The organism is Sporosarcina sp. GW1-11, from assembly GCF_033088395.1.
In the GTDB taxonomy this organism is placed as follows: Bacteria; Bacillota; Bacilli; order Bacillales_A; family Planococcaceae; genus Sporosarcina.
In genome coordinates, this window is record NZ_JAPMIW010000019.1 from 15,976 (window position 1) to 31,166 (window position 15,191).

Below are 15,191 nucleotides of genomic sequence, written 5' to 3' on the forward strand. Positions count from 1 at the left end.
CCACCTCCTTCATTAGAAGTTTAAAAACTTCTTTCGCAACGCATATTCTACTAATTCTGGACGACTTTTCAGATGGAGTTTATCCATCAGTTTCGCCTTATGCGCCTCTACTGTCTTCACGGAAATATATAACATTTCCGCAATTTCCTTATTACCATACCCTTTAGCAACAAGCGGCAAGATTTCAATTTCCCGTTTTGATAAAATCTTGAACGGATCATCTTCTTCTATTGGTTTAGAACCTTTTTGCACAAACTCCCGCACGAGCGATGTCGCCATAGAAGGATGTACGTAAGTGCCGCCATCATAAACTTGGCGCAGCGCACTTAATAGTTCTTCGTCCGGTGCATTTTTCAAAATATAGCCCGATGCTCCATTTTTTAATACATGGAACATATACTCTTCATCATCGTACATCGTTAGAATCACTATTTTCGTTTCAGGGAAATCCTCATGTATTTTACCTGTTGCAATTAAACCACTTTGACCGGGCGGCATGCTCAAATCGAGCAAAATAATGTCCGGTCTATGTTTGGCAACTAATTCATATGCTTCCAATCCATCTGCAGCCGTTGCAACGACTTCCATATCGGATTGGAAATTCAAAATATGCATAAATCCTGTACGGACGACTGCATGATCATCAGCTATTATGATTTTCACTCGTTGCCCTCTCCTTCTTGACCGGAATTTCGACTTGGACTTTTGTTCCTTCATGTGCGCTAGATGTGATCGTTAAGTTTCCGCCTACTAATTCGACACGTTCACGCATTCCGAACAATCCAAGACCTGTACCTTCCGGCGTAAAGTCATTGACGTTAAAACCAATTCCTTCGTCCATAACTTCTAAACACAAATTCCCTTGCACTTCTTTTAAACGGAGAAATACTTCTTCTACTTCTGCATATTTCATCGCATTCAAAATCGCTTCTTGCCCAATCCGATAAACAACCGTCTCTATTTCACCTTCATAGCGATTGCTTTTCAACTCGGAATAAAAGTTAACTATCAATCCAAAGTTCTTTTCTAGTCCTTTAATATGCGTTCGGAACGCTGCTTCTAACCCGAAGTCATCCAACACAGCCGGACGAAGCTCGACGGACAAATAGCGAATGTCATCGAGTAACCGCATGAGCGAACCTTCTGTCTGGCGTAACTTTTCCAGCACTTCTTCATCCACATTCATATATTTCAACACGCGCAAATCGACTAATGAACTAAGCATCTCTTGCGCCACACTATCATGCAATTCTCTCGAAATCCGTTTGCGCTCATTCTCTTGTGCTTGAATCACTTGCTTAACACGTAACTTTTGATTGAGCACTTCTTGCGTTTGCGTCTGGCGCGTCAAATTCCGTAGCATCAACACGGAAATCTGTTGTTGTTCGTCAATCACTTGATACGTTGCACTATACGGCAAGACGCCTAAATCTTTCGTTTCTAAGTATAGTTGGAAAGATGTCAACGTTTGCATAGGGTTAGCCATAAAACAAGAGACACACGTCATCTGTTCATCTTCACTCGTATAGCCACGACACGTAAAACAGATTGAATCAGCTTCTCCTTGCAGCATTTTCTGATAAATTTCAGGTTCAATAATTTGTTTAGCAGCTTCATTCATTGAAAGAATTTGACCTTCAGCACCAAAAAAGAACATGGCTTCCGTTGTACGATTGTAAAGCTTCTGTAATAACTCCGGTACGTTGTCACTGCTCGATAACATCATCTTTCAATCGCTCCTTATGATGAAACGGCCCAAACTTCGAGCCGATTGTCGCCTTAAACTGTTCAAACTTTTCCACCGTCATTTTATTCGATTCACGGTAGCCAACGAGTAGCACACCGTGGACGTGATCATCTTTAAATAAAGGAATGGCTCCGAAACTTTTGAGCTTTTCAAAGACGATAATCGGATAATTATAAAGGTCTAGATGATCTATTCGTTCATCCGCATCTTCTACTCGAAACGGTTTCCCTGTTTTGAACACTAAGCCTGCTACGCCTTTGCCTGAACTAAGCACAATTTTCCGATAGCGCAAACTGATGTTTCCAGCGACATAGCGCCATTTTAATTCATGATAATATTTACTCAAATCCACTAGCGCCAATCCGATGAAATCCGCTTCAAGTATTTCTTTTAATTGATCTATAGCTAATTGGAAATTAAAATTCTGGTGTCCAGTCATTGACGTAATCTCCTATTTTCATCGTTCGCTTAACGTGGGGTATGCTGTTTGTTCGGTTGATGTTTTCTATATAAGATATAGCTTCTCCCCGCATAATTCAACGGCACACTCCAAACGTGCACCAAGCGCGTAAAAGGCCACATCGCAAAAATGAAAAATCCAGTTAAAATATGCAATTTGAACGCAATGGGAACAGCCGCCATGTACGCTGCTTCCGGTCGGAATATGAGTAATGATCTAAACCAAACCGAAATCGTCTCGCGGTAATCAAAACCTGGTGTCATCGTATTTGTAATTAGCGAACTGTAGACACCGATAAATACAATGAACAGCAAAAACGTATTAACGATCAAATCAGAAGTAGAAGAAAGCTTTCGGACATTCGCCTTCGTATACCGGCGAGAGGTCAAAATGATCATCCCGACAAGCGTCATCACACCGAAAAACCCTCCGCCCCAGACCGCACCTATATGGTACATATGATCACTGATACCTATCGCACGTGTCCATTCTTTCGGAACTCCAAGCCCCACCACATGCCCTAAAATGACGGGGAAAATTCCGATATGAAACAGTAAACTACCTATCATCAGTTGTTTCTTCTCAATAAATTCACTTGATTTTGCAGTCCAGCTGAACTGGTCATTTTTATAGCGGAAAATATGTCCTACTATAAAAACTGCCATACAGATGTAAGGAAAAATGACCCACAGGAATTGACTAGTCATTAGCAGAAACCTCCCGTTGAATACACGATTTACATGTTTCACGCAGTGCCCGTATCAAATAGAAATAAGGGCTCTCATACTTTTCTAATGCTTTCATTAAAAAGTAACTTCCGTCTTCAATGACCGCGAGCAGCATAGAAAAGCTTTGCTGCGCCCGCGGGTCCCCCTTCCATTCGGCTGCGTAGATAAACTCGCACATTAATGGAAGTAAGTCAGACAGTTCACTATCCGGCATGTTCAGGCCGAACATTTCATACAACACTTTCAATCGAGCGAGCATTTGACCGCGCTCTTTAGAGTCTTCGAATTTCACATAGGTCATGAACAGTGTTGCGTCTTTCTGGAAGTCAAATGTGGACGTGTACATCTCTTGAAGTTCGTCCAAACTATACGTCTGCATTTGCTCCCAGTAGGTCCGCATATCTTCATACCCCGCCGCATCACTCGTCACGAATTCATCCCAAACGGACGGATGAAATGTTAGTTTTTCAGGATAATTGAGCTGGTTGGAGAAAAAGCCGAAAATCGTTTTCTTTTCATATAAGAGATCAAGATTAATCACGCCAGATCCCTCCATAGAAATTCTCTTCGTAAATTTCCTTACCCGTTTTTACAGGTGCTCCTGGTGAAGCAGGTCCACAACCATCACAACCTCCATCCGAACCCATTACAGAATACGAATATGGGTTTTGAGCCGGCGCTTGTTCACCGTACGTACCCATTCCGTCATATCCTGCAGAACCTTGCGAACGATAGACGTTCATCTGTTCTTCTTTACGGGATGTTGGAATAACAAAGCGATCTTCATACTTCGCAATCGCAAGCAGTCGATACATTTGCTTCGTCTGTTTCGCGGTCAATCCGACACGTTCGAGCTTCGTTTCATCAAATTCCTTGCCGGAAGATACGGCACGCATGTACGAACGCATCATCGCCATACGTTGCAAGCCCCCTTTCACCGTTTCAACATCTCCTGCTGTTAGCATATTCGCCAAGTACTGAAGCGGTATACGCATTTCCTCAATCGCAGGGAAAATCATATCCGGATTTTTAATGGAGTCTTTCCCTTCAAAGTAATTCATGATCGGGCTAAGTGGCGGTACATACCAAACCATAGGTAATGTACGATACTCTGGGTGTAACGGGAATGCTAGCTTATATTCAATGGCTAATTTATAGACCGGTGAGTTTTGTGCTGCTTGGATCCAATCTTCCGAAATACCGTCTTGTAGTGCTTGCTCAATGATTTCTGGATCGTTCGGATCTAAGAACAAGTCTAGTTGTGCTTGATATAAATCTTTCGGATCCGGTGTTGAAGCCGCTTCTTGTACGCGATCTGCATCATATAATAAAACGCCTAAATAACGGATACGTCCTGTACATGTTTCAGAACAAACTGTCGGCAAGCCTGACTCCACACGCGGGAAGCAGAATGTACATTTTTCTGCTTTATTCGTTTTCCAGTTAAAGTAGACTTTCTTATATGGACAACCTGTCATACAGTAACGCCAACCACGGCAAGCTTCTTGGTCCACTAATACGATCCCGTCTTCATCGCGCTTATAAATTGCGCCTGAAGGACATGAAGCTACACAGCTCGGATTCAAGCAATGTTCACACAGTCTCGGTAAATACATCATGAACGCTTGCTCGAAGTTGAATTTGATTTCTTCTTCAATTTTCTCGATGTTCGGATCAGTCGGGCCCGTAATATGCGCACCCGCTAACTGATCTTCCCAGTTCGGACCCCATTCAGGATCTATATATTCTCCTGTGATGACTGATTTTGCACGCGCGACTGGCGTATGCTTCTGGTCTGGGGCAGATGTAAGTTTTTCATAATCATACGTCCACGGCTCGTAGTAATCTTTCATTTCCGGCATATCCGGGTTGTAGAAGATTTTACCTAGTGCGATTTTGGAAAGCTTGGAACCGGATTTCAGTTCTAGCTTTCCTTTGCGTAAGTGCCAGCCACCCTTATAGAGTTCCTGGTCTTCCCATCGTTTTGGATAACCAATACCTGGTTTCGTTTCGACGTTATTGAACCACATATATTCGGCACCTTCACGATTCGTCCATGTCGTTTTACATGTCACACTACACGTATGACAACCGATACACTTGTCTAAGTTCATCACCATTGCAACTTGCGCTTTAATTTTCAAGCCAGTTGACCTCCTTCATCTTACGAACCGCGACGTAGACATCACGCTGGTTACCAATCGGTCCGTAGTAGTTGAATCCATAACTAAGCTGTGCATAGCCGCCTACCATTTGAGTCGGCTTCATGTGAATCCGCGTTGGTGCATTATGACTTCCTCCGCGTTGCTCAGTAATTTCCGAGCCCGGCATTTGAATATGCTTATCTTGTGCGTGGTACATAAACATCGTCCCTTTAGGCATCCGGTGACTGACGACGGCACGTGCATTAACGACACCGTTACGGTTGTAAACTTCAAGCCAGTCGTTGTCATCGATTCCATGCTCTTCTGCATCCAAATTCGATAGCCAAACCGTCGGACCACCACGGAATAACGTCAACATATGCTGATTGTCTTGATACGTGGAGTGAATATTCCACTTGCCATGCGGTGTTAAGTAGCGTAAAACGAGCGCATCTTGTCCACCTACGATTTCAGCGTCGCGATCTGCGAAGACGAAAGGTGGAAGTGTTGGTTTATAAATAGGTAGCGCTTCGCCAAATCCAAGGAAAAATTCGTGATCAACGTAGAAGTGCTGTCTTCCTGTCAATGTTCTAAATGGTACGAGTCGTTCGATATTCGTTGTAAACGGTGAGTAGCGACGCCCTAATTTATTGGATCCACTAAACACAGGTGTCGGAATAACTTCACGCGGTTGCGCTGTAATATTAGCAAAGGTGAAACGCTCGGCTGCACGGTCTGCTGAAATGTCTTTCAGTTCAACGCCCGTGTCCTGTTCAGCCGCTTCAAATGCCCGTTGCGATACCCGTCCGTTCGTTGCGGAAGATAATGTTAACATCGCTTCCGCTGCATGTTTCGCTGTGAATAACTTCGGCAAGCCATTTTTCACCGTGTCGTCGTCGTACACTCCATTGATCCGCTTCATCATTTCGTACTCTTCAGCAACAGAGAAGTTGACGCCGTGTGCCCCCGTCTTGCCTGTAGATAATAAAGGTCCGAGCGTAATGTATTTATCGTAAACTTTCGTGTAATCACGTTCAACAATCGTCATACCAGGCATCGTCTTCCCTGGGATCGCTTCAATTTCCCCTTTACTCCAATCACGTACTTCACCGAATGGTTGCGCGATTTCTTGAATAGAATCATGCGCTAGCGGTGACGTGACTAAGTCTTTATAAATACCAGGCAAATGCGTTTTCGCTAGCTCAGAGAATGTTTCTGCGATCGTGCGGTAAATATCCCAATCGGAACGAGATTCCCACAGCGGATTGACCGCTGGATTGAATGGGTGAACGAATGGGTGCATATCCGTAGATGATAAATCTACCTTTTCATACCATGTAGCAGCTGGTAACACGAGATCCGCGTACAACGGCGTTGCAGTCATTCGGAAATCGAGTGCTACGAGCAAATCGAGCTTGCCTTCTACTTCATCACGCCAGACCATTTCTTCAGGTTTCATGTCTTCATTCGGCGTAGCCAACAAACCGCTCGATGCACCGAGTAGATGTTTCATGAAGTATTCTTGACCTTTTGCAGAACTCGAGATTAAGTTCGAACGCCAAACAAATAGCGAACGCGGGAAGTTTTCTGGTGCCCCTGGATCTTGTGCCGCAAATTGTAGCTCCCCCGACTTCAGCTGATCTACTACATGTTCAACGACTTCATTTGTCGCGGTCTTGCCAAGTTTCGCCGCTTCTTCTACAAGCAATAAACTATTTTTATTGAACTGTGGATACGAAGGTAACCAGCCCAGTCGTGCAGCGAGTACATTATAGTCTGCTGGGTGTCGATATCTCGCTTCGCCTCCGAGTGGTGACATCAACGTATCTGCGCCTGCTTCTTCATACTTCCACTGATCTGTCGCAAAGTAGAAGAATGACGTAGCATTTTGTAAACGCGGAGGTCCTTGCCAGTCTTTCGCGAAGGCAATCGTACTCCACCCTTCAATTGGACGACATTTTTCTTGACCCACGTAATGCGCCCAACCGCCACCGTTGACACCTTGAGAAGCAGTAAGTGTAACTAAGTTCAAGATGGCGCGGTAAATCGTGTCACTATTAAACCAGTGATTGATGCCTGCTCCCATAATAATCATTGAACGACCGCCCGTATCAATTGCATTTTGCGCAAATTCCATCGCGATTTGCGTCACGAGTTCCGGTTTAACGTTCGTGATCGTTTCTTGCCACGCTGGCGTATATATAGAAGTCACATCATCATAGCCAGTCGCTTCAAGCTCGCTGTCGATCCGATTGACACCGTATTGACTCAACATGACATCATACGTCGTAGCGACCAAACGCTCTGTACCATCCGCAAGCTGAACTTTCATCGCTGGGATTGGACGCTTGAATGTTCCATTGCCTCGGTTATCGAAATAAGGGAAATGAATTTCTTGCCACTCGCCCCCGTGCTTTTCAACAGACAATGCTGGCTCGACACGCGTACCATCTGCATTTTCAAGTTGCAAATTCCATTTCGCATCTTGCTCCCAACGCTGTCCCATCGTCCCGTTCGGCACAATAATTTCATCTTTCGCTTCATCAAATAGTACCGGTTTCCACTCTGCATGCTCTGATTGTTGTCCTAGATCACTTGCACGTAGAAAACGACCGGCTTTATAGGAATCTTCATGCGGTTCGAGCATAATCAAGAACGGCATGTCCGTATATTGTTTCGCGTAGTTTAAAAATGTCGGCTCTTTTCGTTTTTCATAAAATTCATCCAATATGACGTGTGTCATCGCTTGTGCAACCGCTGCGTCCGTTCCTGGATTCGCTGCGATCCAATCATCCGCATGTGTCACACTTTCCGCATAATCCGGTGCGACAGAAACAACTTTTGTTCCTTTATAGCGAACTTCTGTCATGAAGTGAGCGTCCGGGGTCCGAGTCAATGGAACGTTGGAGCCCCACATAATGATATATCCCGCATTAAACCAGTCACTCGACTCTGGGACATCCGTCTGTTCGCCCCAAATTTGTGGAGAGGATGGCGGTAGATCCGCATACCAGTCGTAGAAACTCAACATTTCTCCACCAAGCAATGAAATCAATCGCGCACCTGATGCATAACTGACCATCGACATCGCCGGAATTGGCGTAAACCCTGCGATGCGGTCTGGACCGTATTTCTGCACTGTGTAAATGAGTTGAGCTGCAATTAATAACGTAGCATCACGCCAATGAATACGAACATGGCCACCTTTTCCTCGGGCTTTCTTGTATTCATTCGTCTTGTCAGGATCTTCTACAATTGCTGTCCAAGCCTTCACAGGATCCTTCGTTTCTTGCAGCGCTTCGTTCCACATGCGCCATAACTTCCCTCTTATATAAGGATATTTCACGCGCAACGGGCTATATTCATACCAAGAAAACGATGCACCACGAGGACAGCCGCGCGGTTCAAATTCTGGCATATCGGGACCGCAGGAAGGATAATCGATTTGCTGATTTTCCCATGTGATGATGCCGTTCTTTACGAACACTTTCCAACTACATGAACCCGTACAGTTTACGCCATGCGTTGTACGCACCACTTTGTCATGGGACCAGCGCTGGCGGTACATATTTTCCCAATCGCGGCTTTTCTCTTCCAACACTGACCAATTACCCGAATAACTTTCAACAGGTTTAAAATAATTTAATCCAAATCTTTTTTTCATCGAACAATTCCACTCCTTCTCAGAATGTAGCAACAAGGAACACGGACATATTAAACAAAGTACCCTAAAACATACGTAATAATCTGAATTATACATAGGGAATTCCCTAATAATTTATCGTATCACATAAGATTTCATCTGATTCTAGTAAAATATGTTTATATACATTAATTATACGTTCTTCACACAAGCTTTCTATCGGGGAAAACCCTATTCTCTTTATTCGATGCGCTTATTCCCCCTCAAAAACTAGGGGAAACCCTATCTCACCGATGTAAAAGTATAAGAAAAAGTCTTTTGGAAGAATTAGTATAGTTCCCATAATATTGTGTTGATTTTATTTAAATAACTGATAGAATAATATACAAAATGAAAGGTTAGGTGGATGATACCGTGTCAAACGAATTAAACAAAGTCCTTCGTTGTGAAGCACTAAAAGATAAGATCGTATCAGCAGAAGAAGCAGCATCTTGGATCCAGGACGGAATGTCTTTAGGTCTAAGTGGTTTTACTTTGTCTGGAGACGCTAAAGCGGTTCCATTGGCATTAGCTGAAAGAGGTAAAACTGAGAAATTCAAGGTAAACGTTTTCACAGGCGCTTCTCTTGGGCCAAACGTTGATGAGTTGATGGCAGAAGCAGGCATCATTAACTTACGTGTTCCTTACCAAGGTAACGCAACAATGCGCGGAAAGATTAACTCTGGCGATTCTTTCTATATAGATCAGCACCTTTCTCATACAGCTGAGTGGATTCGCCAAGGCGTGATCGGACCTATCGACTATGCAATTATCGAAGCAGCAGCAATTACGGAGGACGGTCAAATTATACCGACTGGTTCAGTAGGTAATTCACCGATTTTCGTACAAGAAGCAAAAAATGTAATCATCGAATTGAACGTAAACGCACCAGCTGAATTCGAAGGTTTACATGATATTTATATCCCTGCCCAACAAGGCGAGAGAAAAGAAATCCCTGTTTACAGCCCAACTGATAAAATCGGTACACCGGGTATCAAAGTAGACCCTGCAAAAGTACGCGGGATCGTCATTACGGAGCAAGGTGATATTCCATCCCCTATCGTTCCTCCAGACGAAGAAACACAAGAGATTGCAAATCACTTGTTAAACTTCTTTCGTGACGAGATCAAACTTGGCCGTATGGACGAATCATTATTGCCACTTCAATCAGGTGTTGGTTCTGTAGCTAACGCTGTTCTTGATGGTATGAGAACATCTGAGTTCAGAGACATCGAAGTATATTCCGAAGTTCTTCAAGACGCAATTTTCGACTTGATCGATGATGGTGTAGTTAAGTTCGCTTCTGCAACTTCATTAACACTTTCTAAGAAACGTTTGGACAACTTAAATGAAGATATCGCTAAATACCGCGACAAATTAGTTTTCCGTCCACAAGAGATTTCTAACCATCCAGAAGTCATCCGTCGCCTGGGCGTCATTTCATTCAACACAGCACTTGAGCTAGACATCTACGGAAACGTTAACTCTACACACGTTAGCGGTACACGCATGATGAACGGTATCGGTGGATCTGGAGATTTCGCACGTAACGCACGTATCGCAATCTTCGTTACGAAATCATATGCAAAAGGCGGCGACGTGTCATCTATCGTACCTTTCTGCTCTCACGTAGACCACACAGAGCATGATGTAGATGTAATCGTTACAGAGCAAGGTTACGCGGATCTTCGCGGCTTGGCTCCACGTCAAAAGGCTGAAAAGCTTATTGAAGTGTGTGCTCACCCGGACTTCAAGGAAGAGCTACGTGATTACTACAACAGAGCCGTTGAACAAGTGGGCGGACAAACTCCACACATCTTGGAAGAAGCTCTATCTTGGCACGTGAATCTTGCGAAGAACAAGACTATGCACAGAGAAGCTGTTAAGAAGTAATAAATTCTATAGTAAAGCGAGTGGATATAGTATCCGCTCGCTTTTTTGTGTTTGATTTTGATTTCGCTTGGATGCTGAGGGGACTATGAGCGCGGGGACACTTTCTATGAGCGCGGGATCACTTTTTATGAGCGCGGCAACGCTTTTTATGAGCGCGGCAACGCTTTCTATGAGCGCGGCAACGCTTTTTATGAGCGCGGCAACGCTTTCTATGAGCGCGGCAACGCTTTTTATGAGCGCGGGAACGATTTCTATGAGCGCGGCAACGCTTTCTATGAGTGCGGGAACGCTTTCTATGAGCGCGACAACGCTTTTTATGAGCGCGGCAACGCTTTCTATGAGCGCGGGATCACTTTTTATGAGCGCGGGGACACTTTCTATGAGCGCGGGAACGATTTCTATGAGCGCGAGAATACTTTCTATGAGCGCGGGATCACTTTTTATGAGCGCGGCAACGCTTTCTATGAGCGCGGCAACGCTTTCTATGAGCGCGGCAACGATTTCTATGAGTGCGGGAACGCTTTCTATGAGCGCGGGATCACTTTTTATGAGCGCGGGGACACTTTCTATGAGCGCGGGAACGATTTCTATGAGCGCGAGAATACTTTCTATGAGCGCGGGGACACTTTCTATGAGCGCGGCAACGATTTTTATGAGCGCGGGGACACTTTCTATGAGCGCGGCAACGCTTTCTATGAGCGCGACAACACTTTCTATGAGCGCGGCAACACTTTCTATGAGCGCGGCAACACTTTCTATGAGCGCAGAAAAGATTCCTACGAGCGCGAGCACCAGATCCCAACTACAAATAATAAAAAAGGAAGCGCAATTGTGCGCTTCCTTTCCTTCCTTGCTTATAGATCATCGAAACCGTTCAGATCGCTAGTCTTTACGTACTGGCGGCTCGTTTGTTCGAAGAAGTCCGTCTTTGTATCGTCAAAGTTATCAACGTACGCACGAATCCATTTCATCGGATTATCTGTGAACTCTGGATAAATTTCGCTCAAGCCTAGCATCCGCAGCATTTTATTCGCACGATATTTAATGTAGCCTTCCATCTCGTCCATTTCGAGGCCATCAATTTCGCCTAGTACGTAGCGACTCCAGATGACTTCCTGCTCAACTGAATGACGGAACTGGTCATAAATCCATTCTGTAAATTCATCCGTGTTGTATTCAGGGTTCTCCGCAAGTGCTGCGCGGAAAATATCGCTAATTGCTTTGCCGTGCTGGAGTTCGTCACGATTGATATATGAAATCATTGTCGATGTACCGACCATCTTTTGGTGGCGGGCTAGATTGTAGAAGAATGCGAAACCACTGTAGAAGAATAAACCTTCAAGTAATGTCGTATATACCATTGCCTTTAGCACGGTATCAATTGTTGGATTTTCTGCAAATTCGTTATAGATGTCTACGATTCGTTCGTTACGTTTTAGTAAAACTTCATCAGATCGGCCCATTTCGAATGATTCCATCTGCTTGTCTAAGTTCGTGACGGACGATAAAACGTAGGCATAGCTATGGTTATGCTCACTTTCCTGGTCGGCAATCGTAGCCATGATCGACTTAACAGATGGATCTGTCGTGAAGTCTGCAATCTTCATCGCGATGACGGTTTGTGGACCATCCAGCGTTGCGAGCAAGCCAATGATTTTTAGGAAAGCCGCTTGTTCTTCTTTTGTTAGACGTGAAAACTGCTTCACGTCCTGTGTCATGTCTACTTCATTCGCTGTCCAGAAAAGAGAGCGGATGCGCTGACGTAGTGTATAGAAATGCGGGTGCGCGATGTCATTCCAATTTAGAATTCCACTTGCTTCCCCACCGAAAATAGCTGTCGCTTTATTCGGATTTGCTGGATTTAAAACTTTTACTCGTGTAAGTGTCGCCAATGATCGAGCACTCCTTTCGTCCAATTCGTTACTAATTGTTCTTGTTTGCCGCGTGGGCTTTGTTCGACTTTTAGTGGTTCAAACGGTGAATCATAAAAGCGCGCTAGTTTTTCTGCCGCTTTGCAAAATAATTCATCTCCGCCAAATTGCGTGTCCCCTGTGCCGAATACGTAGACGGTTTCAGGCTTATAACCGATATCCGCCACAAAATCTTTCACTTCATCAGGCGTTGCTCCTTTTTCCCATGTGAAGGAACCTATACAAAACGCGTCATATTTTTTAACTTCCGGCAAGGTGCCTATGCCGATACGATGTGTATCGACCGCAATCCCTTCCCTGCTTAGATTTTCAGCAATTAACTCTGCCACTTCTTCCGTGTTTCCGCTCCAAGAAGCGTAAGCAATTAAGAATGACACCACTCGCACTCCTCAATGTCAGAAGCTGTGGAACGCATATAGTACGTCGTTTTCATACCGGATTTCCACACTTGCATATGCAAGTCGAGCAACACGGATGCACGGATGGAGTTTGGCACATAAATATTGAATGAAATCGACTGATCAATATGGTGCTGGCGCGCAGCATTTTGCTTAATAGACCAGCGCTGATCAACGATGTACGCTGAACGACGGTAGACGTCATACGTATTATGGTCTAAATCCGGTGCGATGACCGGCAACTTATAATCTTTCTTCTCTTCGTGGTAAAACGGTTTGAACACTGGATCGATGGAAGCAGTTGAGCCCGCGATAACAGATGTCGAACTATTTGGTGCTACAGCCATCAAATAGCCGTTACGCATTCCGTTAATTGCTACGTCCATGCGCAGTTCACGCCATTTATTGGAATCATATTCACGTTGCTCAAAGTATTCGCCTGTCTGCCAGTCCGAACCATCAAACAATGGATACGCACCTTTTTCCTTCGATAATTCCATAGAAGCTTTGATCGTTAAATACGCAATATTTTCATAGAGCTTATCTGCAAATTCAACCGCTTCATCGGACTCCCATTGAATGTTTTTCAATGCTAACAGATGGTGCCATCCGAAAGTACCGAGGCCAATTCCGCGGTAACGCGCGTTCGTACGCTGCGCTTGTACAACAGGAATCTTATTCTGATCGATGACGTTATCGAGCATACGCACTTGGATTGTGATCAAACGGTCCAATACATCTGCTGTTACAGCTCTACCTAAGTTGATAGAAGATAAATTACAAACTACAAAATCGCCTGGCTTCGTACGTGTAACGACTAGATCGTCTTCCAATGAAACTGATTCGAATGTAGTAGCCGACATATTTTGCAATATTTCCGTGCATAAATTACTAGAATAAATAATTCCTTCATGCTTATTCGGGTTTGTACGATTCACTTCATCGCGGTAGAACATAAACGGTGTACCCGTCTCCAACTGGCTACGCAACACGCGTTTCATAATTTCAATTGCTGAAACCGTCTCTCTCGATAGATCCGGATTGTTTACACATTCTTCATACTTGTCGCGGAACGACCCTTGACCTTTTTTCTCATCATAGAAATCTTCCAATGAAAAGCCCATCTTCGTACGCACTTCATGTGGATCGAATAAATGCCACTCTTCACGCGCTTCGACTTTCTCCATAAATAGATCCGGCAAGCAAACACCTGTGAAAATATCATGTGCACGTAAACGATCGTCACCGTTATTCAGTTTCAAATCTAGGAACGTGAAAATATCCCGATGCCAAACATCTAAGTATACTGCCACAGCCCCTTGTCGCTGACCGAGCTGATCGACGCTAACTGCCGTGTTGTTCAATTGCTTGATCCAAGGTAACACACCGCTTGACGCGCCTTCAAAACCACGAATAGAGGCACCACGCGAGCGAACCTTCCCCATATAAACACCAATACCGCCACCGAATTTCGATAAGTTTGCGATGTCTGTGTTGCTGTTGTAAATGCCCTGCAAGGAATCATCCACCGTGTCGATGAAACAGCTAGACAGTTGTCCGTGCATCTTGCCTGCGTTCGATAATGTCGGCGTCGCAACCGTCATATACAAATTACTCATCGCCCAGTACGCTTCACCGATTTTATGAATGCGATCTTCCGTTTCATCTTGCATCAACGTCATTGCGATGATCAACCAACGCTCTTGAGGAAGTTCCACAGATTGCTTAGAGAAATTCACCGTCACATAGCGATCCACTAATGTTTTCAATCCAATATACGTAAATAATAAGTCGCGGGTCGGCTCTAACAACTGTCCGATCTCGTTCAATTCTTCTGTACTATACTTCTCAGTCAAAACAGGCGTGTACAATCCTTGTTCCACCAAGCGTTCTACATTTTTCGCGAAATCGGTATACACATCTGCTCCACGCAATGCCTTTTGCTTCGCATAAACATCGAATAAATAAATACGCGCAGCAACAAACGTCCAGTATGCATTCGCTTCGTCAATTCTGCTCAACGATTCAAGCACCATCGCATTCGTCCACTCCGTAGCTGAGCTATTTGGGTGACGCTCCTGGTATCGTTCGCTCGCTTGAACTAACGGCTCGATTTTCTGCTTCCCAAACTCCTCTTGAAGATTTTCCAGCAATAAATCCAAACCAACCGTTTCATGTATAATAGCCATTTGCATCTGCTCCCTTTGG

General features: G+C 44.4%; 12 protein-coding genes. 1 reads left to right on the forward strand and 11 read right to left on the reverse strand.

Features of this window, described 5'->3' with window-relative positions; genetic code table 11:
* Window positions 1–12: 12 nt before the first annotated feature.
* Genes ORD22_RS11600 through ORD22_RS11630 form a run of 7 tightly spaced genes read right to left on the reverse strand, consistent with a single transcriptional unit; the run spans window position 13 to window position 8,743 of the window.
* Window positions 13–663: a response regulator gene (locus ORD22_RS11600; RefSeq protein WP_317646169.1), complete on the reverse strand. Its 651-nt coding sequence runs from the start codon at window positions 661–663 to the stop codon at window positions 13–15.
* Complete coding sequence (locus ORD22_RS11605; protein WP_317646170.1) at window positions 644–1,726, reverse strand: sensor histidine kinase; 1,083 nt, start codon at window positions 1,724–1,726, stop codon at window positions 644–646. Before ORD22_RS11605 ends, ORD22_RS11600 begins: the two co-directional genes overlap by 20 nt.
* A complete protein-coding gene (locus ORD22_RS11610; protein ID WP_317646171.1) occupies window positions 1,707–2,186 on the reverse strand; it encodes a GAF domain-containing protein in 480 nt (159 codons plus the stop codon). Before ORD22_RS11610 ends, ORD22_RS11605 begins: the two co-directional genes overlap by 20 nt.
* A 29-nt stretch (window positions 2,187–2,215) precedes the next feature.
* Window positions 2,216–2,914 carry a respiratory nitrate reductase subunit gamma gene (gene narI, locus ORD22_RS11615; RefSeq protein ID WP_317646172.1) on the reverse strand — a complete coding sequence of 233 codons (699 nt, stop codon included), beginning with the start codon at window positions 2,912–2,914 and terminating at the stop codon, window positions 2,216–2,218.
* Entirely contained in the window at window positions 2,907–3,476 is a 570-nt protein-coding gene (gene narJ, locus ORD22_RS11620) for a nitrate reductase molybdenum cofactor assembly chaperone (RefSeq protein ID WP_317646174.1), read from the reverse strand. The genes narI and narJ overlap by 8 nt, the downstream gene beginning before the upstream one ends.
* Entirely contained in the window at window positions 3,469–5,079 is a 1,611-nt protein-coding gene (narH, locus tag ORD22_RS11625) for a nitrate reductase subunit beta (protein WP_317646175.1), read from the reverse strand. Before narH ends, narJ begins: the two co-directional genes overlap by 8 nt.
* Window positions 5,069–8,743, reverse strand: coding sequence for a nitrate reductase subunit alpha (locus ORD22_RS11630; protein ID WP_317646176.1), 3,675 nt, complete (start codon window positions 8,741–8,743; stop codon window positions 5,069–5,071). Before ORD22_RS11630 ends, narH begins: the two co-directional genes overlap by 11 nt.
* Window positions 8,744–9,136: 393 nt before the next feature.
* Between ORD22_RS11630 and scpC the strand changes: the two genes are divergently transcribed.
* Window positions 9,137–10,654 carry a succinyl-CoA:acetate CoA-transferase ScpC gene (gene scpC, locus ORD22_RS11635; RefSeq protein ID WP_317646178.1) on the forward strand — a complete coding sequence of 506 codons (1,518 nt, stop codon included), beginning with the start codon at window positions 9,137–9,139 and terminating at the stop codon, window positions 10,652–10,654.
* A gap of 6 nt (window positions 10,655–10,660) precedes the next feature.
* Here scpC and ORD22_RS11640 read toward each other — a convergent pair whose 3' ends face one another.
* The 4 genes from ORD22_RS11640 to ORD22_RS11655 all read right to left on the reverse strand — a co-directional run bounded on the left by ORD22_RS11640 (window position 10,661) and on the right by ORD22_RS11655 (window position 15,178).
* Entirely contained in the window at window positions 10,661–11,446 is a 786-nt protein-coding gene (locus tag ORD22_RS11640) for a hypothetical protein (RefSeq protein ID WP_317646179.1), read from the reverse strand.
* A 62-nt stretch (window positions 11,447–11,508) separates the two neighbouring features.
* On the reverse strand, window positions 11,509–12,546 hold the full coding sequence (locus tag ORD22_RS11645) for a ribonucleotide-diphosphate reductase subunit beta (protein ID WP_317646180.1): 1,038 nt from the start codon (window positions 12,544–12,546) through the stop codon (window positions 11,509–11,511).
* On the reverse strand, window positions 12,525–12,962 hold the full coding sequence (locus tag ORD22_RS11650; protein WP_317646181.1) for a flavodoxin: 438 nt from the start codon (window positions 12,960–12,962) through the stop codon (window positions 12,525–12,527). Before ORD22_RS11650 ends, ORD22_RS11645 begins: the two co-directional genes overlap by 22 nt.
* Window positions 12,950–15,178: a ribonucleoside-diphosphate reductase subunit alpha gene (locus ORD22_RS11655; protein ID WP_317646182.1), complete on the reverse strand. Its 2,229-nt coding sequence runs from the start codon at window positions 15,176–15,178 to the stop codon at window positions 12,950–12,952. Before ORD22_RS11655 ends, ORD22_RS11650 begins: the two co-directional genes overlap by 13 nt.
* Window positions 15,179–15,191 lie beyond the last annotated feature (13 nt).

Bases quoted from the DNA above. Each gene is read 5' to 3' on its own strand.
- ORD22_RS11605 (WP_317646170.1), bottom strand. From the start codon at position 1,726: ATGATGTTATCGAGCAGTGACAACGTACCGGAGTTATTACAGAAGCTT.
- ORD22_RS11610 (WP_317646171.1), bottom strand. From the start codon at position 2,186: ATGACTGGACACCAGAATTTTAATTTCCAATTAGCTATAGATCAATTA.
- narI (WP_317646172.1), bottom strand. From the start codon at position 2,914: ATGACTAGTCAATTCCTGTGGGTCATTTTTCCTTACATCTGTATGGCA.
- ORD22_RS11630 (WP_317646176.1), bottom strand. From the start codon at position 8,743: ATGAAAAAAAGATTTGGATTAAATTATTTTAAACCTGTTGAAAGTTAT.
- ORD22_RS11655 (WP_317646182.1), bottom strand. From the start codon at position 15,178: ATGCAAATGGCTATTATACATGAAACGGTTGGTTTGGATTTATTGCTG.